Raw genomic sequence first — 22584 nt, forward strand, 5'->3', positions numbered from 1 at the left:
ATCACAGTACCTCGGGCGCGAGCGAGATGATCTTCATGAAGCGCTTCGCGCGCAGCTCGCGGGCCACGGGCCCGAAGATACGGGTCCCCACCGGCTCGCGGGCGTTGTCGATGAGCACCGCCGAGTTGGTGTCGAAGCGGATGTAGGACCCGTCGGGCCGACCGACTTCCTTCGCCGTGCGCACGACGACGGCCTTCATCACGTCGCCCTTCTTCACCTTCGCGTTCGGGATCGCCTCCTTCACCGACACCACGATGATGTCGCCGATGGAGGCATACTTCCGCTTGGAGCCGCCGAGCACCTTGATGCAGAGGACCTTGCGGGCGCCGCTGTTGTCGGCGACGTCGAGCACCGTCTCGGTCTGGATCATGCCGGCACCCCGGGATCGGCGAGCGCCTCGTTGCTGCCGAGGATGGCCTGTACCGCCCAGCGCTTCTGTGCCGACAGCGGCCGCGACTCGATGATGCGAACGCGGTCGCCCACGCGGCACTTGTTCTGCTCGTCGTGGGCCTTGTAGCGCTCGCGACGGCGACGGTACTTGCGGTACTGCGCGTGTCGCACGAGGCGCTCCACCACGACCACGACGGTCTTGTCCATCTTGTCGGACACGACCACCCCTTCACGAACCTTCCGGCGGCCGGTCATTGCGCGACGCCTCCCGTGCGCTGCTGGAGCAGCGTCTTGATGCGGGCCAGCGCGCGCTTCGTCTCCCGGACCTTCATGGGGTTCGGAAGCTGCGCCGTGGCCCGCTTCAGCCGCAGGCGGAAGAGCTCGTCGACCAGCTCCCGCTCGCGGGTGTGCAGCTCGTTCACACTGAGTTCCTTCAGCTCGCGCAGCTTCACGACGCCGCCCCTCCCACCGCGGTGGCGACGTGGCGCTCGCGCACCTGCGTCTTCAGCGACAGCTTCGCCGCGGCCAGCTTGAGCGCGTTCAGCGACGTCGTGCGATCGACGCCCTCCATCTCGAACAGCATGCGGCCCGGCTTGATGACGGCCACCCACAGCTCGGGCGCGCCCTTGCCCTTACCCATGCGGGTCTCAGCGGGCTTCTTGGTGAGCGGCTTGTCCGGGAACACACGCACCCAGACGCGACCGCCGCGCTTGATGGCGCGCGTCAAGGCGACACGGGCGGCCTCGATCTCGCGGGCCGTGAGCCAGCCGCGGTCGACGCACTGGAGCCCGTAGTCACCGAACGACAGCGCCGAGCCGCGCCACGCCATGCCGCCGCGGCGCCCCTTCTGCTGCTTGCGGTATTTGACCTTCTTCGGGGAAAGCATCGGACCCTCGCGCTACACGCCGGTCGCGGCGCCGCGCTGCTCTTCGTCCTGGCGCGTCAGCACCTCGCCGCGGAACACCCAGACCTTGACGCCGATGATGCCGTACGTCGTGCGGGCTTCGGCGAAGCCGTAGTTCACGTCGGCGCGGAGCGTGTGCAGCGGCACGCGCCCCTCGCGGTACCACTCGCGACGCGCGATCTCCGAGCCCCCGAGCCGCCCGCTCGACTGGATGCGGACACCCTGCGCGCCCATGCGCATGGCGCGGGCGAGGGCCTCCTTCATCGCGCGGCGGAACGCGACGCGGCGCTCGAGCTGGAGGGCGATGTTCTCGGCCACCAGCTGGGCGTCGACGTCGGGCCGACGGACCTCATGGATGTTGATGAACGTTTCCTTGTGCGTCAGCCGGGCGAGCTCCTGCTTGAGCTTCTCGATCTCGGCGCCCTTCTTGCCGATCACGATGCCGGGACGGGCCGTGTGGATGTTGATCTTGGCCTTGTTGGCCGCGCGCTCGATGTCGATCCGCGAGACGCCCGCATGGTACAGGCGCTTCTTCAAGAAGTTCCGGATCTTGACGTCCTCGTGCAGCAGCTCGGCGTACTCCCGCCGCGCGAACCAGCGCGAGTCCCACTGCTCCGTGATGCCCAGCCGGAACCCCTTCGGGTGCGTCTTGTGTCCCACTTGCCTCAGGCCTCCCCGCCGCGCCGACGCTCGTCGACGACCACGGTGATGTGACTCGTGCGCTTGAAGATCGGGGTGGCGCGGCCGTGGGCGCGCGGTAGGAACCGCTTCGCCGTCGGACCCTCGTCGACCCACACGCGCTTCACGTAGAGCTTGTCCACGTCGACGCGCTGCCCGTGCTCCGCATTGGCGACGGCCGACTTGAGCGTCTTGATGACGATGGCGGCGGCGCGCTTCGGGGTGAACTCGAGGATACCCAGAGCGGACTCGACGGACTTGCCGCGGATCATGTCCACGACGAGCCGGGCCTTCTGGGCCGACGTGCGCGCGAAGCGGCTGGAGGCGCGAGCTTCCATGCCTACTTCCGCCCCTCGACCTTGCCCTTACGATCCCCGGCGTGGCCGTGGAACGTGCGGGTCGGCGAGAACTCGCCGAGCTTGTGGCCCACCGCGTTCTCGGTGACGAACACCGGGATGAACTTGCGGCCGTTGTGCACGGCGAACGTGAAGCCGACCATGTCGGGCGTGATGGTCGAGCGCCGCGACCAGGTCTTGATGACCTTCTTGTCGCCGGCCTCGATCATCGCCCGCACCTTCTTCGCCAGGTGCTGGTCGACGAACGGTCCCTTCTTGACTGAGCGTGCCACGGTATCGGCTCCCCCGGCCTAGCGGTTCTTGCGGCGCTGGAGGATGTACTTCCCCGTCGCCTTGTTCTTGCGCGTCTTGTAGCCCTTGGTCGGCTTGCCCCAGGGCGTCTGCGGATGATTGCCCTTCGAGCGGCCCTCGCCACCGCCGTGCGGGTGGTCGACAGGGTTCATCGCGATGCCGCGCACCGTCGGGCGCCGCCCGAGCCACCGGCGTCGCCCGGCCTTGCCGTGCGAGACGTTCTCGTGCTCGAGGTTGCCGACCTGGCCGACCGTCGCGCGACAGCCGAGCCGCACACGGCGCAGCTCGCCGGAGGGGAGTTTCAGGAGGGCGTAGTCGCCCTCCTTGGCCATGAGCTGGATCGCCGCGCCCGCACTGCGGCCGATCTGTGCGCCCTTGCCCTCGCGGAACTCCACGCAATGCACCGTCGTGCCGAGCGGGATGTTCGCCAGCGGCAGCGCGTTGCCCGGCTTGATGTCGGCCTTGACGCCGGTTTCGACCGCATCGCCCACGCCGAGGCCGACCGGGGCGATGATGTAGCGCTTCTCGCCGTCGGCGTACTGGAGGAGCGCGATGCGCGCGCTGCGGTTCGGATCGTACTCGACGGTCTTCACCGTCGCGGGCACGCCGTCCTTGTTGCGCTTCCAGTCAATGAGCCGGTAGCGGCGCTTGTGCCCACCGCCGCGGTGGTAGGCCGTGACGCGGCCCAGGTTGTTGCGGCCGCCGCTCTTGTGGATGGGCGCCAGCAGCGACTTCTCGGGCGTGGTGCTGGTGATCTCGGCGAAGTCGAAACCGGTGCGGAAGCGCCGGCCGGGCGACGTCGGACGAAAGGTGATCGTGGGCATAGGCCTCAGGCTCCCTCGAAGAAGTCGATGCGGTTGCCCTCGGCGAGGGTGACGTAGGCCTTCTTCCACGCCGGCCGGCGACCGAGGTGCTTGCCGACGCGACGGACCTTCCCGAGCTGGCGCGAGGTCCGCACCTTCTCGACCTTCACCTTGAACAGTGACTCGACCGCCTGGCGGATCTCGACCTTGTTCGCCTGACGATGCACGCGGAACACGACCTGATTGCCGAGCTCGCCGACCAGCGTGCCCTTCTCGGTGATCACCGGACCCAGCACGACCTCGGTGGCCGTCATGCCGACTTCTCCTCTGCGTCACCGAGCCGGACCGACAGCTGCTCGAAGGCGTCCCGCGTGACGACCAACCAGTCGTGGTTCAGGACGTCGTAGACGTTGAGCCCGACCGCGGCGATCACCTTGACGTCCGGCAGGTTGCGACCCGCACGCATCACGCCGTCGTCCGGCTCGGCCAGGACGACGAGCACGCTCGCATCGATGCCGAGCCCCGCCAGCGCCGCGACCATCTCCTTGGTCTTCGGCTGCGGCAGCGCGATACGGTCGACGACGACGAGCTTGCCCTCGTTGTGCCGCACCGTGAGCACCGAACGCAGCGCCGCCTTCCGCGCCGAGCGCGGCAGCCGGTAGCTGTAGTCGCGCGGCTGCGGGCCGAAGATCGTGGCGCCGCCCGCCCAGATCGGCGAGCGCGAGCTGCCGGCGCGGGCACGGCCCGTGCCCTTCTGCTTCCAGGGCTTCTTGCCGCCGCCGCTGACGAACCCGCGCGTCTTCGTGGCCGCCGTTCCGGCGCGCCGCGAGGCCAGCTGGCTCTTCACGACCTCGTGCAGCAGGTGCTCCCGCACCGGCCCCCCGAGGATCGCCGCGGGAACGTCGAGGTCGCCCACCTTCGCCCGCGTCTGCGACACCACGGGCACCGACACCGTCGTCTGCTCGCTCACGATCGGGTCGCTCCCTTGTCCTTCAGGACCATCACCGTCCCGTTGCGGGCACCGGGAACCGCACCCCGGATGAGGATGAGGTTCTCCTCCGGGCGCACCGCGATGACCTTCAGGTGGGTGGTCGTCACGTTCTCCGCACCGTAGCGCCCGGACATGCGCTTTCCCTTGAAGACGCGGCCCGGGTACGAGCGGTTACCGATCGAGCCGCCGTGGCGGAAGTACTCGTGCGTACCATGGGACGCCGGGAAGCCGCTGAAGCGATGGCGCTTCATGACGCCCGCCGTCCCACGGCCCTTGGTCACGCCCTGCACGGAGACGATCTCGCCCGGCTGGAAGAGCTCGCCCACGGTGCACTCGGCACCGACGGCAGGAAGCTCGTCGCCGGCGAGCGCGAACTCCCGCAGCACGCGGAAAGGCCCGGTGCCGGCCTTCTTGAACTGCCCGGCCATCGCCTTGTTCACGCGGCTCGGCTTCACCGGATCGAAGCCGAGCTGGACGGCCGCGTAGCCGTCGCGCTCGGGCTGGCGGGTCGCCACCACCGTACACGGCCCCGCCTGGATGACGGTGACCGGCACGAGCACACCTTCGGCGGTGTACACCTGCGTCATGCCGATCTTGCGGCCGAGGATGCCGTTCACAGCCATGGGGTCACTGCAGCTTGATCTCGACGTCCACGCCCGCCGCCAGGTCCAGCTTGCCGAGCGCGTCGATCGTCTGCTGCGTCGGCTCGAGGATGTCGAGCAGACGCTTGTGGGTTCGGATCTCGAACTGCTCGCGCGACTTCTTGTCGACGTGCGGCGAGCGGTTGACCGTGAAGCGCTCCACGTGGGTCGGCAGCGGAATGGGACCCGCCACCCGCCCGCCGGTGCGACGGACCGTGTCGACGATCTCGCGCACCGACTGATCGAGGATGCGGTGGTCGTAGGCGCGGAGACGGATGCGGATCTTCTCGTTCATTCCCCGGTCACTCGTAGATCTTGGTCACGACGCCGGCGCCCACGGTACGGCCACCCTCGCGAATCGCGAAGCGGAGGCCCTCGTCCATGGCGATCGGCATGATCAGCTCGACCTTCACCGACACGTTGTCGCCGGGCATCACCATCTCGGTGCCCTCCGGCAGCGTGCAGACGCCGGTCACGTCGGTGGTGCGGAAGTAGAACTGCGGACGGTAGCCGTTGAAGAACGGCGTGTGACGGCCACCCTCTTCCTTCGTGAGGACGTACGCCTCGGCCTGGAACTTCGTGTGCGGCGTGATCGAGCCCGGCTTGGCGAGCACCTGACCGCGCTCGATGTCCTCGCGCTTCGCGCCGCGCAGCAGGCACCCGATGTTGTCGCCGGCCATGCCTTCGTCGAGCAGCTTGCGGAACATCTCGACGCCGGTCACGACGGTCTTGGTGGTGGCCTTGATGCCGACGACCTCGACCTCTTCGCCGACCTTGACCTTGCCGCGCTCGACACGGCCGGTGGCGACGGTGCCGCGGCCGCTGATCGAGAACACGTCCTCCACCGGCATCAGGAACGGACGCTCGATGTCGCGCTTCGGCTCCGGGATGTAGCTGTCGATCGCGTCCATCAGCTGCTGGATCGCGGGGGCGCCGAGCTCGCTCTGGTCACCCTCGAGCGCCTTCAGCGCGCTGCCGCGGATGATCGGAATGTCGTCGCCGGGGAACTCGTACTTCGACAGCAGCTCGCGGACCTCGAGCTCCACGAGATCGAGCAGCTCCTTGTCCTCGACCATATCGACCTTGTTCATGAACACGACGATGGCGGGCACACCGACCTGGCGGGCGAGCAGAATGTGCTCGCGGGTCTGCGGCATCGGGCCGTCCGTCGCGGCGACCACCAGGATCGCGCCGTCCATCTGCGCGGCGCCGGTGATCATGTTCTTGATGTAGTCGGCGTGGCCGGGGCAGTCGACGTGCGCGTAGTGGCGCTTGTCGGTCTCGTACTCGACGTGCGCCGTCGCGATCGTGATGCCGCGCTCGCGCTCCTCCGGCGCCTTGTCGATCTGGTCGAACGCCACGAAATTGCCGAAGCCCTTGGTGGCCTGGCACTTCGTGATCGCCGCCGTCAGCGTGGTCTTGCCGTGGTCGATGTGACCGATGGTGCCCACGTTGACGTGGGGCTTCTTACGCTCGAACTTCGCCTTCGCCATGGGAGTTGCTCCTCCGTGAAACCGTTCGCTGGCCCGCTCGTCAGGAGGCTTCCGCCACCCGGCCGCCGCCCTGTCGCAGCGCCTCGGGCCCGACGCCCTTGGGCACCGCTTCGTAATGCGAGAATTGCATCGTGAACGTTGCGCGCCCCTGGCTTCGCGAACGGAGGTCCGTCGCATAGCCGAACATCTCGGACAGGGGAACGTGCGCGTTGATGACCTGAGTGTTGCCGCGCGGCTCCTGGCCGCCGATACGACCGCGCCGTCGGTTGATGTCGCTGATGACGTCGCCGATGAACTCGTCGGGCGTCACGACCTCGAGGCTCATGATCGGCTCGAGGATCGTCGGCTGGGCCTTCGACATCGCCTCCTTGAAACACATCGAGGCGGCGATCTTGAACGCCATCTCCGACGAGTCGACCTCGTGGTACGAGCCGAACGTGACCGCGGCCCTGAGATCGACGACCGGATAGCCGGCGAGCACGCCCGACTCCATCGCCTCGCGGATGCCCTTTTCGATCGCGGGCATGTACTCGCGCGGGATGACGCCGCCCTTGGTCTCGTCCTTGAACGTGAACCCGGCTCCCGGCTCGGCCGGATCCAGGCGCAGGACGACGTGCCCGTACTGCCCGCGGCCCCCCGTCTGACGCACGAACCGGGTCTCGTGCTCGACCGTCTTGCGGATCGTCTCCTTGTAGGCGACCTGCGGCTTGCCGACGTTGGCCTCGACCTTGAACTCGCGCGTGAGCCGATCGACGATGATCTCGAGGTGCAGCTCACCCATCCCGGCGATCAGCGTCTGTCCCGTCTCCGGATTGGTGGAGACGCGAAACGACGGATCCTCCGTGGCGAGACGCTGGAGCGCGCCACCCAGCTTCTCCTGATCGACCTTCGTCTTCGGCTCGATCGCGATGGAGATCACCGGATCGGGGAACTCCATGCGCTCGAGGACGATCGGCTTCGTCTCCTCGCAGAGCGTGTCGCCCGTCGTCGTGTCGCGGAGGCCCACCGCGGCGGCGATGTCGCCGGCGTAGACCTCCTTGATCTCTTCGCGCTTGTTGGCGTGCATCTTGAGGAGCCGCCCGATGCGCTCCTTCTTGCCCTTCACCGAATTGAAGACGTACGAGCCCGACTCGAGCACGCCGGAGTACACGCGCAGGAACGTGAGCGCTCCGACGTATGGGTCGGTCATGATCTTGAACGCCAGCGCGGTGAAGGGCGCGGCGTCGGAGGCCTTGCGCTCCTCCTCGCCGCCGGTATTCGGATTGACGCCCTTCATCGGCGGCACGTCGATCGGCGACGGCAGGTAGTCGACCACGGCGTCGAGCAGCAGCTGCACGCCCTTGTTCTTGAACGCCGTGCCGCAGACGACCGGCACCATCTTCATCGAGAGCGTGCCGGCGCGCACGGCGCGACGCAGCTCGCCCTCGGAGATCGCATCGCCGGCGAGGTACTTCTCCATCAGCGCTTCGTCGGCGTCGGCCGCGGCCTCGACCAGCCGCTCGCGCGCCTCGACGACGGCGGCGGCCATGTGCGCCGGGATCGGCTCTTCTTCGTACTTCGCGCCGAGGGTCTCGTCGCGCCACACGACCGCGCGCTGCCCGATCAGATCGACCACGCCGCGGAAGCCGTCCTCGGCCCCCAGCGGCAGCTGGATCGGCACCGGGTTCGCCTCCAAGCGATCCCGCATCTGGCGAACGACGCGGTCGAAGTCGGCACCGATGCGGTCCATCTTGTTGACGAAGGCGATGCGCGGCACGCCGTACTTGTTGGCCTGTCGCCAGACGGTCTCGGACTGCGGCTCGACGCCCCCCACGCAGCAGAACACCGCGACGGCTCCGTCGAGCACACGCAGGCTGCGCTCCACCTCGATCGTGAAGTCGACGTGCCCCGGCGTATCGATGATGTTGACGCGATGATCGCGCCAGAAGCACGTGGTGGCCGCGGACGTGATCGTGATCCCCCGCTCCTGCTCCTGCACCATCCAGTCCATGACGGCGGTGCCCTCGTGCACTTCGCCGATCTTGTACGAGATACCGGTGTAGAAGAGGATGCGCTCCGTCGTCGTGGTCTTACCGGCATCGATGTGGGCCATGATGCCGATATTACGGGTGCGCTCTAGGGGTGTGGTCCGGGGCATGCTGCGAACACGCTCTGCCTACCAGCGGTAGTGCGCGAAGGCCTTGTTCGCCTCCGCCATGCGATGCGTGTCCTCCTTCTTCTTGATCGTGCCGCCGCGCCCGTTGGCGGCGTCGAGCACCTCGCCCGCGAGCTTCTGGACCATCGACTTCTCGGGACGTGCGCGCGCGTTCTGCACGAGCCAGCGCATCCCCAGCGACACACGACGGCTCGGCCGCACCTCGACCGGAACCTGGTAGGTCGCGCCGCCGACGCGCCGGGAGCGCACCTCGACCATCGGCTTCGCCGCCTCGAGCGCGCGCTTGAAGACGCCGAGCGCGTCTTCCTTCGAGCGCTCCGCGACGATGTCGAGCGCACCATAGAGCGTCCGCTCCGTCGTGCTCTTCTTGCCGTCCTCCATCATCACGTTGATGAACTTCGTGACGGTCCGGTCCTGGTACTTCGGATCCGGAAGGATGTCGCGGCGCTTGACTTCACCTTTACGTGGCATTCGGCTGTCCCGTTGGCCGCGATCACCACCGGGGCGCTCGGGCGCCACGGAGGAGTCGGGCCGGCTCCTACTTCGGCCTCTTGGCCCCGTACTTCGACCGCCCCTGCCGCCGATCCTGCACGCCGATCGAGTCGAGCGTGCCGCGGATGATGTGGTAGCGCACACCCGGCAGGTCCTTCACACGGCCGCCACGCACCAGGACCACGGAGTGCTCCTGGAGGTTGTGACCGACGCCGGGAATGTAGGCGATCACCTCGATGCCGTTCGTCAGGCGGACCTTCGCCACCTTTCGCAGCGCCGAGTTCGGCTTCTTCGGCGTCTGCGTGTAGACGCGCGTGCACACGCCGCGCTTCTGCGGCGAGCGCCGGAGCGCGGGCGACTTGCCCTTGGCGATCTGCTTGGCGCGTCCGCGCTTGATCAGCTGATTGATGGTCGGCATCGCGTGCTGGCTGGCTCCGCTGTTCTATGGCGAATCCGGGGAAACGAAACTCGCCCTTTTATTGAGCAATCCTCATCCTGTCAACCATTTGGCGCTTCACGCGACGGCCTCGGGCACCGGCGTCTCGGCGCCGACCCCTTCGAACTCGCCTTCCGGCTCGTCCGTCACGGCCTCCATCCGGTTGTACTTCCCCACGCCCGTCCCGGCGGGGATCAGGCGGCCCATGATGACGTTCTCCTTCAGACCGACGAGGCGATCGACCTTGCCGTTGATGGCGGCTTCGGTGAGGACCTTCGTCGTCTCCTGGAAGGACGCCGCGGAGATGAAGCTCTCCGTCGAGAGGCTCGCCTTCGTGATGCCGAGGAGCAGCGGCTCGGCGACCGCCGGGGCGCCGCTCTTGCCCAGCACGCGCTGGTTCTCCTCCTCGAAACGCCACTTCTCGACCTGATCGCCGATCAGGAAATCGGTGTCACCGACCTCCTTGATGCGAACGCGCCGGAGCATCTGCCGCACGATCACCTCGATGTGCTTGTCGTTGATGCGCACACCCTGGAGCCGGTATATCTCCTGCACCTCGTCGACGAGGTACTTCGCGAGCGCCTTCTCGCCGAGGATGGTGAGGATGTCGTGCGGGTTCGAGCTGCCGTCCATCAGCGGCTCGCCGGCCTTGATGAAGTCGCCCTCGTGGACGCTGATGTGCTTGCCCTTCGGGATCAGGTACTCGCGCGGCTCGCCGACCTCGGGGGTGACGACGACCTTGCGCTTGCCCTTGGTGTCCTTCCCGAAGGAGACCACGCCGTCGATCTCGCTGACGACCGCGAACTCCTTCGGCTTGCGAGCCTCGAAGAGCTCCGCGACGCGGGGCAGACCACCGGTGATGTCCTTCGTCTTGGTGGTCTCGCGCGGGATCTTGGCGATGATGTCGCCGGCCACGACCTGTTGCCCCTCGACGACGTTCAGGTGCGCGCCGACGGGAATCAGGTAGCGGGCCTCGTTGCCTGCCGCGATGCGCGCCGTCGCCCCGCCCTCGTCCTTGATGGAGATGCGCGGGCGCTTGTCGATGTCCTTGTGGTCGACGACGACCTTGGTCGACAGGCCGGTGCGCTCGTCGACCTTCTCCTCCATCGTGATGCCTTCGAGGATATCGCCGAACTTCACCGTGCCGCTGACCTCGGTGAGGATCGGGATCGTGTACGGATCCCATTCGGCGATCATCTCGCCGGCGCGGACCTTGTCGCCGTCGCCCTTCTTGAACTTGGCGCCGTACACGACCGAGTACCGCTCGCGCTCACGCTCGCGTCCCGCCTCGGGGAAGTCGACGATGGCGACCTCGCCGTTGCGGTTCATGACGACGAGATCGCCGTCGCGCCCGGTCACGGTGGTGAGGTTGATGAACTTGAGGACGCCGTCGTTGCGCGGCTCGAGCGTCGTCTGCTCGGCACGCCGGCTCGCGGTGCCGCCGATGTGGAACGTGCGCATGGTGAGCTGCGTTCCCGGCTCGCCGATCGACTGCGCCGCGATGACGCCGATGGCCTCGCCCAGGTTGACCATGTGGCCGCGCGCCAGGTCACGACCGTAGCAGCGGATGCAGACGCCGCGCCGCGACTGGCAGGTGAGCACCGAACGGATCTTCACGCGCTCGATGCCCGCGTCCTCGATCGCGAGCACCTTGGTCTCGTCGATCTCTTCGTTGTTGTGGACGATGACGTTGCCCGTGAACGGGTCGCGGATGTCCTCGAGCGCGACGCGGCCGAGCACGCGATCGCCCAGCGCTTCGATGACCTCGCCGCCCTCGACGAGGGGGGTCATCTCGATGCCGTCCAGCGTGCCGCAGTCCTGCTCGGAGATGATCGAGTCCTGCGCGACGTCGACGAGACGACGGGTGAGATAGCCGGAGTTGGCCGTCTTGAGCGCCGTGTCGGCGAGACCCTTGCGGGCACCGTGCGTCGAGATGAAGTACTGCAGCACGGTGAGACCTTCACGGAAGTTCGCCGTGATCGGCGTCTCGATGATCTCGCCCGACGGCTTCGCCATGAGACCGCGCATGCCGGCCAGCTGCCGGATCTGCTGCGCCGAGCCACGAGCACCCGAGTCGGCCATCATGAAGATCGGGTTGAACGACGGCACGCGCTGCAGCTTGCCCTCGCGGTCGGGCATCTCGTCCGTGCCCAGCTCGCGGAGCATCTCATCGGCGATCCGGTCGGTGACCTCCGCCCAGATGTCGACGACCTTGTTGTAGCGCTCGCCCTGCGTGATGAGGCCCTTGTTGTACTGGTCCTCGATCTCGCGCACCTCGGCGTTGGCGTCGTCGAGCAGCTTCCCCTTCCCGTCCGGGATCACCATGTCCTTGATGCCGATGGAGATGCCGGCGCGGGTCGCCTGCTCGTAGCCCAGGTCCTTCAGCTTGTCGGCGAAGATGACCGTGGCCTTGTTGCCGGAGTGGCGGTAGGCGACGTCGATGAGCCCGCCGAGCTCCTTCTTCTTCATGACGCGGTTCACGTCGGCGAACGTGATCTCCGACGGCACGATCTCGTAGAGCAGGACGCGGCCGACGGTGCTCTCGACGAGCTGGTCGTTGCCGCCCGCGCTCTTCGGGACCCGCACGCGGATGCGGGCCTGGAGGTCGACCTCGCCCTGGTCGTAGGCGATGCGCACCTCGGCAAAGCTCGAGAACACCTTGCCCTCGCCCTTCGCCGCCAGACGCTCGCGCGTCATGAAGTAGAGGCCGAGGACGATGTCCTGCGTCGGCACGATGATCGGCTTGCCGTTCGCGGGCGACAGGATGTTGTTGGTCGACATCATGAGGCCGCGGGCCTCGACCTGCGCCTCGACCGACAGCGGCACGTGGACCGCCATCTGATCGCCGTCGAAGTCGGCGTTGTACGCCGCGCAGACGAGCGGATGCAGCTGGATCGCCTTGCCTTCGATGAGCGTAGGCTCGAAGGCCTGGATGCCGAGGCGGTGCAGCGTGGGCGCGCGGTTCAGGAGCACCGGGTGCTCGCGGATCACCTCGTCGAGGATGTCCCAGACCTCGGGGCGCTCCTTCTCCACCATCTTCTTCGCGCTCTTGATGGTGGTGACGTACCCGCGCTCTTCGAGCTTGTTGTAGATGAAGGGCTTGAAGAGCTCGAGGGCCATCTTCTTCGGCAGCCCGCACTGATGCAGGCGCAGCTCCGGCCCGACGACGATCACCGAGCGGCCCGAGTAGTCGACGCGCTTCCCGAGGAGGTTCTGACGGAAGCGGCCCGACTTGCCCTTCAGCATGTCGGAGAGCGACTTGAGCGGGCGCTTGTTCGGACCCGTGATGGCGCGGCCGCGGCGGCCGTTGTCGAACAGTGCGTCGACCGCTTCCTGAAGCATGCGCTTCTCGTTCCGGATGATGATGTCCGGCGCGTTCAGCTCCATCAGGCGCTTGAGGCGGTTGTTGCGGTTGATGACGCGACGGTAGAGGTCGTTCAGGTCCGACGTCGCGAAGCGGCCGCCGTCGAGCGGCACGAGCGGACGCAGGTCCGGCGGGATGACCGGGATCACCTCGAGGATCATCCACTCGGGCTTGTTGCCGGAGTTCTTGAACGCGGAGATGACCTTCAGCCGCTTCGCCAGCTTCTTGCGGCGTGCCTCGCTGGTCGCTTCCTTCATCTCGACGCGCAGGTCGACGAAGAGCTTGTCGATGTCGAGGCGGGTCAGGAGCTCACGGATCGCCTCGGCGCCCATTCCGGCACGGAAGGCGTCGTAGCCGTACTCCTCGTACAGCTTGCGGTAGCGCGACTCGGAGACGAGCTCACGCTCCTGCAGCGGCGTCGTGCCCGGATCGATGACGACGTAGCTCTCGAAGTACAGGACCTTCTCGAGCTCCTTCAGCGTCATGTCGAGCATCGTGCCGATGCGCGACGGCAGGCTCTTCAGAAACCAGATGTGGGCCACCGGCGTCGCGAGGTCGATGTGCCCCATGCGCTCGCGGCGGACCTTCGACTGGATGACTTCGACGCCACACTTCTCACAGACGACGCCCCGGTGCCGCATGCGCTTGTACTTGCCGCAGTTGCACTCGTAGTCCTTCGTCGGTCCGAATATCTTGGCGCAGAACAGCCCGTCACGCTCGGGCTTGAACGTGCGGTAGTTGATCGTCTCGGGCTTCTTCACCTCGCCGTGCGACCACGACCGGATCTTGTCCGGCGAGGCGAGCGAGATGCGGATCGCGTTGAAGTTGAGCGGGTTCTTCGGCTTCTCGAAGAGGCTGAAGAGATCTTCCATCATCGCCGAGTGACCTCCCGTCCGGAACCCGTCACGCCTGGGGGGGCGTCGACGGCTGCTGCTCTTCGACGAGCTCGACGTCGAGAGCGAGGCTCTGGAGCTCCTTCACCATCACGTTGAAGGACTCCGGCAGACCGGGCTCGAGAACGTTCTCGCCCTTGACGATCGCCTCGTACATGCGCGTACGGCCGGCGACGTCGTCGGACTTGACCGTGAGCATCTCCTGGAGCGTGTAGGCGGCGCCGTACGCCTCGAGGGCCCACACCTCCATCTCGCCCAGCCGCTGTCCACCGAACTGCGCCTTGCCGCCCAACGGCTGCTGGGTGACGAGCGAGTACGGCCCGGTCGAGCGGGCGTGGATCTTGTCGTCCACGAGGTGGTGCAGCTTCATGATGTACATGACGCCCACCGTGACCTCGTGCGCGAACGACTGGCCGGTGCGCCCGTCGTGCAGCCGCGTCTGGCCGGTCGCCGGAAGCGCCGCGCGCGCGAGGAGCTTGAATATCTCCTCCTCGGACGCGCCGTCGAAGACGGGCGACGCGACGTGGATGCCGCGCGCCGCCTTCTTCGCCAGCTTGAGAACGTCGGCGGCGGAGAGCGCGTCGATGAACTCGCCGAGCTCCTTCGAGCCGTAGAGGTCCTTCAGCGTCTTGCGCAGCTGATCCGTCGACGGGCGGCCGTTCTCCTCGAGCTCACCGCGGATCTGCGCCGCAAGCTCACGCGCCGCCCATCCGAGATGGGTCTCGAGGATCTGGCCGACGTTCATGCGGCTCGGTACGCCGAGCGGGTTCAGCACGATGTCGACCGGGGTGCCGTCGGCGAGGTACGGCATGTCCTCTTCCGGCAGCAGCCGCGAGAGCACGCCCTTGTTGCCGTGCCGGCCCGCCATCTTGTCGCCGACCTGAAGCTTGCGCTTGATGGCGACAAACACCTTCACCATCTTGATGACGCCCGGCGGCAGCTCGTCGCCGCCCTTCAGGCGCTCCATCTTGTCGCCGAAGTACTGCTTGATGGCGTCGACCTGCTCCTGCATGCCCTCGACGAGGCGGGACAACTCGTCCTCCGCCTTGTCGTCGCCGATCTTGATGTCGCCCCAGTAGTTCGCAGGAACCTGCTCGAGAACCTCGGGGGTGATCTCGACGCCCTTGTTGAGGAGCACCTTGCGCGTGTCGTCGGTGAGGCGCGCACTGGTCGTCTTGCCGACGAGGAGGGCGTGGACCTTGCGCTGCGTACCCTCGCGGATGATGCGGATCTCGTCCTGCTGGTCCTTCTTGAGCTTCTGGACCTCGTCTTCCTCGATGGCGCGCGAACGCTCGTCCTTCTGGATGCCCTTACGGGAAAAGACGCGCGCGTTGATGACGGTGCCCTCGACACCCGGCGGGACGCGCAGGCTCGTGTCGCGCACCTCGCCCGCCTTCTCGCCGAAGATGGCGCGCAGCAGCTTCTCTTCCGGCGAGAGCTGCGTCTCGCCCTTCGGTGTGATCTTGCCGACGAGGATGTCGCCGGGCTTCACCTCGGCGCCGATGCGGATGATTCCGGACTCGTCGAGATCCTTCAGGGCCTCGTCGCCGACGTTCGGAATGTCGCGCGTGATCTCTTCCGGGCCGAGCTTCGTGTCGCGGGCCACGCACTCGAACTCCTCGATGTGGATCGAGGTGAAGAAGTCGTGCTTGACCAGCCGCTCGGAGATGAGGATCGAGTCCTCGAAGTTGTACCCGCCCCACGGCATGAACGCGACGAGCACGTTGCGGCCGAGGGCCAGCTCGCCCATGTCCGTCGAGGGACCGTCGGCGATGACGTCGCCCGCCGCCACCCGATCGCCGACGACCACGATCGGTCGCTGGTTGATGCAGGTGTTCTGGTTCGAGCGCTGGTACTTGACGAGATTGTAGATGTCGACGCCGGGATCGCGGCCGTCGGGCCGCATGTGGTCGGCCTTGACGACGATGCGCTCGGCATCGACCTGCTCGACCACGCCGTCGCGGCGCGCCACCACCGTGACGCCCGAGTCGCGGGCGACGGTCTGCTCCATGCCGGTGCCGACGAGCGGCGCCTCGGTGCGCAGCAGCGGGACGGCCTGGCGCTGCATGTTCGAGCCCATGAGGGCGCGGTTCGCGTCGTCGTTCTCGAGGAACGGGATCAGCGACGCAGCCACCGACACCAGCTGGTTCGGCGACACGTCCATGAACTCGATCTGCTCGGGCCGCACCATCGTGAACTCGCCGCCGATGCGGGACGATACGAGGTCGTTGGTGAAGTGGCCCTTGGCGTCGAGCGGCGCGTTGGCCTGCGCGATCGTGTGCTCCTCCTCCTCGAGGGCGGAGAGGTAGACGATCTCGTCGGTGACGCGACCGTCCTTCACGCGGCGGTACGGCGTCTCGACGAAGCCGAAATCGTTCACGCGTGCGTAGGTCGACAGCGACGCGATGAGGCCGATGTTCGGACCTTCCGGCGTCTCGATCGGACACACGCGACCGTAGTGTGTCGGATGGACGTCACGGACTTCGAAGCCGGCACGCTCGCGGGTGAGACCACCCGGGCCGAGCGCCGAGAGGCGCCGCTTGTGGGTGATCTCGGAGAGCGGGTTCGTCTGGTCCATGAACTGCGACAGCTGCGACGACCCGAAGAACTCCTTGATGACCGCGGAAACCGGCTTGTAGTTGATGAGCTCCTGCGGCATCAGCGTCTCGATGTCCTGCAGGGACATGCGCTCCTTGATGGCGCGCTCCATGCGGACGAGACCGATGCGGTACTGGTTCTCGACCAGCTCGCCGACCGCGCGGACGCGGCGGTTGCCGAGATGGTCGATGTCGTCGATCTGACCGTTGCCGTTCTTCAGCTCGATCAGGTAGCGCACGACCTCGAGGATGTCCTCGCGCCGCAGCGTGCCCTGATCGAGGGGCACGTTGATCTTGAGCTTGTGGTTCAGCTTCAGCCGGCCGACGCGCGACAGGTCGTAGCGCTCGGGGTTGAAGAAGAGGTTGTTGAAGAACGCGGTGGCCGTCTCGGGGGTCGGCGGATCGCCGGGACGCAGGCGGCGGTAGATCTCGAGAATCGCCTCCTGCGGATCGCCGATCTTGTCCTGCAGCAGCGTGTTGCGCAGCGCCGGACCGATGTGCGTGTCGTCGAGGAAGAGCACCTCGACCTTGGTGATCCCGTGCTGACGCAGCAGCTCGAGCTTGTCCTCGGTGATGTCCTCGTTGCAGCCGAGGATGATCTCGCCCGACTTCGGGTCCTTCACGTCGTGGGCCGAGACGCGGCCGAGGACTTCTTCCTGGGCGATCGGGATCTGGTCGATGCCGGCCTGCTCCATCTGGCGCAGAACGAGCTTCGTGAACTTCCGCCCCTCCTTCACGATCAGCTCGTTGCTGGAGGGGTTGCGCACGTCGCGCGTCGCCTTCACGCCGACGAGGTGCTCCGGCTTGAAGACCTTCGCCGCCTTGCGGCCATCGAGGACGATCGTGTCGCGGCGGTAGAAGTAGTTGAGCAGGTCCTCGCTGGTCATGCCGAGGGCCCGCAGGACGACGGTCGCATGGAACTTGCGGCGGCGGTCGATGCGGACGTGGAGGATATCCTTCGGATCGAACTCGAAGTCGATCCACGACCCACGGTACGGGATGACGCGCGCGGAATAGAGGAGCTTGCCGCTGGCGTGGGTCTTCCCCTTGTCGTGATCGAAGAAGACGCCGGGCGAGCGATGGAGCTGGGAGACGATGACACGCTCGGTACCGTTCACCATGAACGTCCCGTGGCGGGTCATGAGCGGGATCTCGCCGAAGTAGACCTCCTGCTCCTTGACGTTCTTGATCGACCGGACGCCGCTCTCCGGATCGACGTCCCAGATGACCAGCTGCACGGTCACCTTGAGCGGCGCGGCGAGCGTCATACCGCGCTGGTGGCACTCGTCGACGTCGTACTTCGGCTCGCTCAGCGTGTAGCTGACGAATTCCAGCGATGCGGTCTCGTTGAAGTCTTTGATCGGGAAGACCGACTTGAATACCGCCTGGAGCCCCTGATCCTTCCGCTGCTCCGGCGGGATGTCCCGCTGGAGGAACTCCTCGTAGGAGCGCTTCTGGATGTCGATCAGGTTCGGGATGTCGATGATCTTCTTGATCCGCCCGAACGTCCGCCGGAACCGGAGATTGTTGGGAACGCGAGATACCTGTGCCACCGGATCACTCATCGCAGCTCCTCGAGACGACGTCGTGTGCCGTGGAAACGCTCACTCGTTACTTCAGCTCCACGGTCGCGCCCGACTCCTCGAGCTTGGCCTTCATGCTCTCCGCCTCGGCCTTGGCGACGCCTTCCTTCACGGGCTTCGGCGCACCGTCGACGAGATCCTTGGCCTCCTTGAGACCGAGACCCGTCAGCTCGCGCACGACCTTGATCACCTGGATCTTCTTGTCGCCCGCGCCGGTGAGCATCACCGTGAACTCGTCCTTCTCGACCGCCGCGGCGGCACCACCGCCGGCCGCCGGAGCACCGACCGCAGCCACGGCCACGGGAGCCGCCGCCGACACGCCGAGCTCGCTCTCGAGCTCCTTCACGAGCGTCGCGGCGTCCATGAGGCTCATGTTCTTGAGAAAGTCCTTGACCTGTTCCCGAGTCACTTCCATTGCCGTTTTGCCTCTCTTCTGCGCGCAGGTGCGCGAATGTCGTAGCCGGGGCGACTGCCTCAGGCGGCGCCGCCACCACCTTCCGCCCGCTTGGCGAGCGCATCGACGAGCCGGGCGAGACTGGCGCCGGGCTCATTCAGGGTCCGGAGGAGCTGCGTCGCGGGGGCGTTGAGCAACCCGAGCAGCTGCCCGAGCAGCGCCTCCCGCGGCGGGAGCTCCGCCAGCGCCTTCACTTCGGCTGCCGGCAGCACCTGCCCGTCGAGCAGCGCGCCCTTGATCTCGAGCTTGGGGAACTCGCCGGCCAGCTTCACCGCGACCTTCGCCATCGCGACCGGATCGCGGAAGCCTATGAAGACGGCGGTCGGGCCGGAGAAGAGCGGCGTCACCGTCGCGTTCTTCGTGCCGTCGACCGCACGCTTGGCGAGGCGGTTCTTGCTGACGCGGACGCGGCCGTCCGCGTCGCGCACCGCCTTGCGGACGCGGTTCATCTGGATCGCCGTGAGCCCGCGGTACTCGGCGAGCACGGCGACCGTGGCCCGCCCGAACTCGTCCTGGAGCGTCTCGACGTTGGAAATCTTCGCTGCGCGGTCCATCGTGTGCGTCCTCAGCTGGCGGCGCCGGCGCGGCTCGACGCAGGGTCGATCCGGACCGACGGCCCCATCGTGCTCGCCACCGCGATGCGCTGGAGATAGTTGCCCTTGGCCGACGCGGGCTTCGCACGCACGAGACTGGCGATGAGCGCGTTGACGTTCTCCATCAGGCGCTCGGCACCGAAGCTGCGCTTGCCGACGGCGACGTGGACGATGGCGGTCTTGTCGACGCGGAACTCGACCTTGCCGGCCTTGACCTCGCCGACGGCCTTGGCCACGTCGAAGGTGACCGTGCCCACCTTCGGGTTGGGCATCAGGCCGCGCGGACCGAGCACCTTACCGAGCCGACCGACCTGGCCCATCATGTCCGGGGTCGCGATCGCGACGTCGAACTCGAGCCACTGCTCTTCCTGGATCTTCTTGACGACGTCCTCGGCCCCGACGTGGTCGGCCCCGGCCTCCTGCGCCTCGCGCGCCTTCTCGCCCTTGGCGAAGACGAGCACGCGCACGCTCTTGCCGGTGCCGTGGGGCAACACGACGGTGCCGCGTACGTTCTGATCCGCCTGCCGTGGATCGACGCCGAGCTGCACCGCCACCTCGACCGACTCGTCGAACTTCGCCGCGCCGCCCGCGTCGAGCAGCGTCTTCACCGCTTCGTCGATCGGATAGCGACGATCGTGGTCGATCTTCTCGGCGGCCGCCCGCCAGCGCTTGCCTCGCTTTGCCATGACTTCAGACCACCTCGATGCCAATGCTGCGCGCCGTGCCCTCGACGGTGCGGATCGCCGCGGGCAGGTCGCCGGCGGTCAGATCCGGCATCTTGAGCTTCGCGATCTCCTCGACCTGCTGCCGCGTGACCTTACCCACCCGATCCTTGCCCGGCTCCTTGGAGCCCTTGTCGAGCCCCGCAGCCTTCTTCAGCAGGATCGACGCCGGCGGCGTCTTGGTGATGAAAGTGAAGGAGCGGTCGGCGTAGACGGTGATGACCACCGGGATCACGAGCCCGGCCTGCGCCTGGGTCTGCGCGTTGAACGCCTTGCAGAACTCCATGATGTTGACACCGCGCTGACCGAGCGCCGGTCCGACCGGCGGGCTCGGGTTCGCGGCCCCGGCGGGGATCTGGAGCTTGATCTCCGCGACGACCTTCTTCGCCATTGTGCGCTACGCCTTTTCGACCTGGACGAAGTCGAGCTCGACGGGCGTCGCCCGCCCGAAGATGCTGATGAGCACGCGAAGCTTGCCCTTGTCGGGCTTCACCTCTTCGACCACGCCGTTGAAGTCCTGGAAGGGCCCGTCGATGACCTTGACGCTCTCACCCTGCTCGAAGAGCACCTTCGGCTTGGGCTTTACGGCCCCTTCCTCCATCTGATGAGTGATCTCGCGGACCTCGGCCTCGGAGATCGGGGGAATGGAGTCGGGATCGGTGGCACCACCGAGGAAGCCGGTCACCTTCGGCGTCGACTTCACGATGTGCCACGTTTCGTTGTTCAGATGCAGATTGACGAGGATGTACCCCGGGAAGAACTTGCGCGAGGAGGTCTTCTTCTTGCCCTTGACGAGCTCGACGACCTTCTCGGAAGGTACGAGGATTTCGCCGAACAGGTCCGGATTCCCAAGCGCCCGGATCCGCTCCTCGAGCGAAGCCTTCACCTTGTGCTCGTAGCCCGAGTACGTGTGGACGACGTACCATTGTCGGTCCATCAGCGGAGCACCCATTGAATGAGGTAGGAGAGTACGAAATCCACGGCGCCCAGGTAGACGGCGGCGATGCCTACGCCGACCACCACGGCGATCGTGGCCGCACGCGTCTCCTCACGGGTGGGCCAATGCACCTTCTTGAGCTCGGCCCAGCATTCCTCGAGGAACTCGCGCGAGCGCTCGACGGGTCGTTTCAAGGTGTCCGGTGTCATGATGGGAATCGGACGGGTCAGGCAGGATTCGAACCTGCAACCCCCGGATTTGGAGTCCGGTGCTCTAGCCGTTAGAGCTACTGACCCCCGAGGCCGGGGCGGCGCCGCCTAGACCTTGCCCTCCTTGTGGAGCGTATGACTGCGGCACGCCGCGCAGAACTTCTTGAAGGACAGCTTGTCGGTCGTCTTCTTCTTGTTCTTGGTGCTCGTGTAATTCTTCCGCTTACAGCCTTCACACACCAACGAGATCAGATCGCGCATCGTACGAGTCCTTCGTCCAGCGAGCCCACGACCGGAATCGAACCGGTGACCTCTTCCTTACCAAGGAAGTGCTCTACCGACTGAGCTACGTGGGCATACGTCGTCGTGGCGAGCGGGAGACGGGGATCGAACCCGCGACCCCGAGCTTGGAAGGCTCGTGCTCTACCAGCTGAGCTACTCCCGCATGGTGCTGCCGAGTGGAGAGGGAAGGATTCGAACCTTCGAAGGCATACGCCGGCAGATTTACAGTCTGCTCCCTTTGGCCGCTCGGGCACCTCTCCCGTCATGCCGATCACGCGCGCAGCCTCCGCACACACTGCCGCACGCCCTTGCATGGAGCCGATGGTCGGAGTCGAACCGACGACCTGCTGATTACAAGTCAGCTGCTCTACCTCCTGAGCTACATCGGCCCGCCGCACCGGCGTGGCGCCGCTGCGCAGTGCTATCGTTGTCATTGGGTGTGGACGTCCCGTGTGCGTGCGCCATTCGGGACCGCAGGACACGGCCCCAAAGGCGGGTATTCCCCGACCGCGGCGAAGCGCCGACTGATAACACCGGCCCTATAGAGTGTCAACGAAACGACCGGGCCGGCGGGGCGTTATGGCCCCAGCGCACCGCGGCGCCGGAGCTCGAAGAGAGCCACCGCCGCCGCCACGGACACGTTCAGCGACTCCACCCCGGCGGCCATGGGGATCGTGACCTCGAAATCGCACGCCCGCCGGACCAGCTGCCGAAGCCCCGCCCCTTCGCCGCCCACCACCAGTGCGGGTCGCGGCGGCGGATCGAGCTCCCAGAGCGTCCGCGATGCCCCGGGCACCAGCCCGATGGTCCAGAACCCCCACCCTTTCAGGCTCTCCATGGCGCGGACCAGGTTCGGGACGCGCGCAATCGTCAAGTCGAACAACGTCCCGGCGGAGGCGGTCGCCACGACCGGCGTCACGGCAGCGCTCCGATCCTGCGGCAGGACGACGCCGCAGACGCCGGCCGCCCTGGAACTGCGCAGAAGCGCACCGAGATTGCGGGGATCCTGCACCCCGTCGAGCACGAGGACGTTCGGCGCATCCGCCAAGTCCTCCAGAGCGGCGTAGCGAAAGGGCGCCGCCAGCGCGACGACACCCTGATGACCGGTTCCGCGTGCGGTACGATCCAGGCTCGCCCGGTCGACCGTCTGGATGGCTGCCCCGCACGCCTGAGCCGCCGCGACGATCGCCGGCATACGTTGGCCGGCGAGCGCGTACACGCGATCGACGGCGACGCCGCTGCGCAGGAGACCGAGGACCGCGTTCGGTCCGCAGACGAGGAGCGGCTCGTCGGTTGTCCGTTCACGGGGCATCGGCTAGA

At 66.8% G+C, this 22584-nt stretch carries 26 protein-coding genes and 5 tRNA genes; all 31 read right to left on the bottom strand.

Annotated elements, in window-relative coordinates; translation table 11 throughout:
• Position 1 precedes the first annotated feature (1 nt).
• Entirely contained in the window at positions 2 to 370 is a 369-nt protein-coding gene (gene rplN / locus KIT14_25300) for a 50S ribosomal protein L14 (protein ID MCW5893845.1), read from the bottom strand.
• Positions 367 to 645: a 30S ribosomal protein S17 gene (gene rpsQ, locus KIT14_25305; GenBank protein MCW5893846.1), complete on the bottom strand. Its 279-nt coding sequence runs from the start codon at positions 643 to 645 to the stop codon at positions 367 to 369. Before rpsQ ends, rplN begins: the two co-directional genes overlap by 4 nt.
• Positions 642 to 842 carry a 50S ribosomal protein L29 gene (rpmC, locus tag KIT14_25310; GenBank protein ID MCW5893847.1) on the bottom strand — a complete coding sequence of 67 codons (201 nt, stop codon included), beginning with the start codon at positions 840 to 842 and terminating at the stop codon, positions 642 to 644. The genes rpsQ and rpmC overlap by 4 nt, the downstream gene beginning before the upstream one ends.
• Complete coding sequence (gene rplP / locus KIT14_25315; protein ID MCW5893848.1) at positions 839 to 1276, bottom strand: 50S ribosomal protein L16; 438 nt, start codon at positions 1274 to 1276, stop codon at positions 839 to 841. The genes rpmC and rplP overlap by 4 nt, the downstream gene beginning before the upstream one ends.
• 12 nt (positions 1277 to 1288) lie before the next feature.
• Complete coding sequence (gene rpsC, locus KIT14_25320) at positions 1289 to 1954, bottom strand: 30S ribosomal protein S3 (protein ID MCW5893849.1); 666 nt, start codon at positions 1952 to 1954, stop codon at positions 1289 to 1291.
• Between the two features lie 5 nt (positions 1955 to 1959).
• On the bottom strand, positions 1960 to 2310 hold the full coding sequence (gene rplV, locus KIT14_25325; GenBank protein MCW5893850.1) for a 50S ribosomal protein L22: 351 nt from the start codon (positions 2308 to 2310) through the stop codon (positions 1960 to 1962).
• Between the two features lie 2 nt (positions 2311 to 2312).
• A complete protein-coding gene (gene rpsS / locus KIT14_25330) occupies positions 2313 to 2600 on the bottom strand; it encodes a 30S ribosomal protein S19 (protein ID MCW5893851.1) in 288 nt (95 codons plus the stop codon).
• Positions 2601 to 2618: 18 nt separating this feature from the next.
• Positions 2619 to 3443 (bottom strand): 50S ribosomal protein L2, encoded by an 825-nt coding sequence (gene rplB / locus KIT14_25335; GenBank protein MCW5893852.1) that lies wholly within the window; start codon positions 3441 to 3443, stop codon positions 2619 to 2621.
• 5 nt (positions 3444 to 3448) lie between these two features.
• The gene (locus KIT14_25340; GenBank protein MCW5893853.1) at positions 3449 to 3736 is read right to left on the bottom strand and encodes a 50S ribosomal protein L23; all 288 of its coding nucleotides are present in this window, start codon (positions 3734 to 3736) and stop codon (positions 3449 to 3451) included.
• Entirely contained in the window at positions 3733 to 4374 is a 642-nt protein-coding gene (gene rplD, locus KIT14_25345) for a 50S ribosomal protein L4 (protein MCW5893854.1), read from the bottom strand. The genes KIT14_25340 and rplD overlap by 4 nt, the downstream gene beginning before the upstream one ends.
• 14 nt (positions 4375 to 4388) lie before the next feature.
• Complete coding sequence (gene rplC, locus KIT14_25350) at positions 4389 to 5030, bottom strand: 50S ribosomal protein L3 (protein ID MCW5893855.1); 642 nt, start codon at positions 5028 to 5030, stop codon at positions 4389 to 4391.
• A gap of 10 nt (positions 5031 to 5040) precedes the next feature.
• Entirely contained in the window at positions 5041 to 5349 is a 309-nt protein-coding gene (rpsJ, locus tag KIT14_25355) for a 30S ribosomal protein S10 (GenBank protein ID MCW5893856.1), read from the bottom strand.
• 7 nt (positions 5350 to 5356) lie between these two features.
• On the bottom strand, positions 5357 to 6547 hold the full coding sequence (tuf, locus tag KIT14_25360; GenBank protein MCW5893857.1) for an elongation factor Tu: 1191 nt from the start codon (positions 6545 to 6547) through the stop codon (positions 5357 to 5359).
• 40 nt (positions 6548 to 6587) lie between these two features.
• Complete coding sequence (fusA, locus tag KIT14_25365) at positions 6588 to 8684, bottom strand: elongation factor G (GenBank protein ID MCW5893858.1); 2097 nt, start codon at positions 8682 to 8684, stop codon at positions 6588 to 6590.
• Between the two features lie 18 nt (positions 8685 to 8702).
• The gene (gene rpsG / locus KIT14_25370) at positions 8703 to 9173 is read right to left on the bottom strand and encodes a 30S ribosomal protein S7 (GenBank protein MCW5893859.1); all 471 of its coding nucleotides are present in this window, start codon (positions 9171 to 9173) and stop codon (positions 8703 to 8705) included.
• A gap of 67 nt (positions 9174 to 9240) precedes the next feature.
• Positions 9241 to 9612, bottom strand: coding sequence for a 30S ribosomal protein S12 (gene rpsL, locus KIT14_25375; GenBank protein MCW5893860.1), 372 nt, complete (start codon positions 9610 to 9612; stop codon positions 9241 to 9243).
• A 96-nt stretch (positions 9613 to 9708) separates the two neighbouring features.
• Positions 9709 to 13866 (bottom strand): DNA-directed RNA polymerase subunit beta', encoded by a 4158-nt coding sequence (rpoC, locus tag KIT14_25380; protein ID MCW5893861.1) that lies wholly within the window; start codon positions 13864 to 13866, stop codon positions 9709 to 9711.
• A gap of 31 nt (positions 13867 to 13897) precedes the next feature.
• Positions 13898 to 18049: a DNA-directed RNA polymerase subunit beta gene (gene rpoB / locus KIT14_25385; GenBank protein ID MCW5893862.1), complete on the bottom strand. Its 4152-nt coding sequence runs from the start codon at positions 18047 to 18049 to the stop codon at positions 13898 to 13900.
• Positions 18050 to 18095: 46 nt separating this feature from the next.
• Positions 18096 to 18476 carry a 50S ribosomal protein L7/L12 gene (rplL, locus tag KIT14_25390; GenBank protein MCW5893863.1) on the bottom strand — a complete coding sequence of 127 codons (381 nt, stop codon included), beginning with the start codon at positions 18474 to 18476 and terminating at the stop codon, positions 18096 to 18098.
• A gap of 65 nt (positions 18477 to 18541) precedes the next feature.
• Positions 18542 to 19075, bottom strand: a complete 534-nt coding sequence (rplJ, locus tag KIT14_25395; protein MCW5893864.1) for a 50S ribosomal protein L10 — start codon at positions 19073 to 19075, stop codon at positions 18542 to 18544.
• An 11-nt stretch (positions 19076 to 19086) separates the two neighbouring features.
• Positions 19087 to 19800, bottom strand: coding sequence for a 50S ribosomal protein L1 (gene rplA, locus KIT14_25400; GenBank protein MCW5893865.1), 714 nt, complete (start codon positions 19798 to 19800; stop codon positions 19087 to 19089).
• 4 nt (positions 19801 to 19804) lie between these two features.
• Complete coding sequence (gene rplK / locus KIT14_25405; protein ID MCW5893866.1) at positions 19805 to 20227, bottom strand: 50S ribosomal protein L11; 423 nt, start codon at positions 20225 to 20227, stop codon at positions 19805 to 19807.
• 6 nt (positions 20228 to 20233) lie between these two features.
• On the bottom strand, positions 20234 to 20773 hold the full coding sequence (nusG, locus tag KIT14_25410; GenBank protein ID MCW5893867.1) for a transcription termination/antitermination protein NusG: 540 nt from the start codon (positions 20771 to 20773) through the stop codon (positions 20234 to 20236).
• Positions 20773 to 20967, bottom strand: coding sequence for a preprotein translocase subunit SecE (secE, locus tag KIT14_25415; GenBank protein MCW5893868.1), 195 nt, complete (start codon positions 20965 to 20967; stop codon positions 20773 to 20775). Before secE ends, nusG begins: the two co-directional genes overlap by 1 nt.
• Positions 20968 to 20995: 28 nt before the next feature.
• Positions 20996 to 21069, bottom strand: a tRNA-Trp gene (locus tag KIT14_25420).
• A gap of 21 nt (positions 21070 to 21090) precedes the next feature.
• Positions 21091 to 21243: a 50S ribosomal protein L33 gene (rpmG, locus tag KIT14_25425; GenBank protein ID MCW5893869.1), complete on the bottom strand. Its 153-nt coding sequence runs from the start codon at positions 21241 to 21243 to the stop codon at positions 21091 to 21093.
• Positions 21244 to 21265: 22 nt separating this feature from the next.
• Positions 21266 to 21338 (bottom strand) — tRNA-Thr (locus KIT14_25430).
• 16 nt (positions 21339 to 21354) lie between these two features.
• Positions 21355 to 21427: transfer RNA gene (locus tag KIT14_25435), tRNA-Gly, on the bottom strand.
• Positions 21428 to 21441: 14 nt separating this feature from the next.
• Positions 21442 to 21524 (bottom strand) — tRNA-Tyr (locus tag KIT14_25440).
• A 53-nt stretch (positions 21525 to 21577) separates the two neighbouring features.
• A tRNA-Thr gene (locus KIT14_25445) sits at positions 21578 to 21653 on the bottom strand.
• A gap of 188 nt (positions 21654 to 21841) precedes the next feature.
• A complete protein-coding gene (rlmB, locus tag KIT14_25450) occupies positions 21842 to 22576 on the bottom strand; it encodes a 23S rRNA (guanosine(2251)-2'-O)-methyltransferase RlmB (GenBank protein MCW5893870.1) in 735 nt (244 codons plus the stop codon).
• Between the last annotated feature and the right edge of the window lie 8 nt (positions 22577 to 22584).

Source organism: bacterium (assembly GCA_026129405.1).
GTDB lineage: Bacteria > Desulfobacterota > Binatia > DP-6 > DP-6 > JAHCID01.

Coding starts and splice junctions, on each gene's coding strand:
- rplN (MCW5893845.1), bottom strand. CDS start 370: ATGATCCAGACCGAGACGGTGCTCGACGTCGCCGACAACAGCGGCGCC.
- rpsQ (MCW5893846.1), bottom strand. CDS start 645: ATGACCGGCCGCCGGAAGGTTCGTGAAGGGGTGGTCGTGTCCGACAAG.
- rplP (MCW5893848.1), bottom strand. CDS start 1,276: ATGCTTTCCCCGAAGAAGGTCAAATACCGCAAGCAGCAGAAGGGGCGC.
- rplV (MCW5893850.1), bottom strand. CDS start 2,310: ATGGAAGCTCGCGCCTCCAGCCGCTTCGCGCGCACGTCGGCCCAGAAG.
- rplB (MCW5893852.1), bottom strand. CDS start 3,443: ATGCCCACGATCACCTTTCGTCCGACGTCGCCCGGCCGGCGCTTCCGC.
- KIT14_25340 (MCW5893853.1), bottom strand. CDS start 3,736: ATGACGGCCACCGAGGTCGTGCTGGGTCCGGTGATCACCGAGAAGGGC.
- rpsJ (MCW5893856.1), bottom strand. CDS start 5,349: ATGAACGAGAAGATCCGCATCCGTCTCCGCGCCTACGACCACCGCATC.
- tuf (MCW5893857.1), bottom strand. CDS start 6,547: ATGGCGAAGGCGAAGTTCGAGCGTAAGAAGCCCCACGTCAACGTGGGC.
- fusA (MCW5893858.1), bottom strand. CDS start 8,684: ATGCCCCGGACCACACCCCTAGAGCGCACCCGTAATATCGGCATCATG.
- rpsG (MCW5893859.1), bottom strand. CDS start 9,173: ATGCCACGTAAAGGTGAAGTCAAGCGCCGCGACATCCTTCCGGATCCG.
- rpsL (MCW5893860.1), bottom strand. CDS start 9,612: ATGCCGACCATCAATCAGCTGATCAAGCGCGGACGCGCCAAGCAGATC.
- rpoC (MCW5893861.1), bottom strand. CDS start 13,866: ATGGAAGATCTCTTCAGCCTCTTCGAGAAGCCGAAGAACCCGCTCAAC.
- rpoB (MCW5893862.1), bottom strand. CDS start 18,049: ATGAGTGATCCGGTGGCACAGGTATCTCGCGTTCCCAACAATCTCCGG.
- rplJ (MCW5893864.1), bottom strand. CDS start 19,075: ATGGACCGCGCAGCGAAGATTTCCAACGTCGAGACGCTCCAGGACGAG.
- rplA (MCW5893865.1), bottom strand. CDS start 19,800: ATGGCAAAGCGAGGCAAGCGCTGGCGGGCGGCCGCCGAGAAGATCGAC.
- rplK (MCW5893866.1), bottom strand. CDS start 20,227: ATGGCGAAGAAGGTCGTCGCGGAGATCAAGCTCCAGATCCCCGCCGGG.
- nusG (MCW5893867.1), bottom strand. CDS start 20,773: ATGGACCGACAATGGTACGTCGTCCACACGTACTCGGGCTACGAGCAC.
- rpmG (MCW5893869.1), bottom strand. CDS start 21,243: ATGCGCGATCTGATCTCGTTGGTGTGTGAAGGCTGTAAGCGGAAGAAT.
- rlmB (MCW5893870.1), bottom strand. CDS start 22,576: ATGCCCCGTGAACGGACAACCGACGAGCCGCTCCTCGTCTGCGGACCG.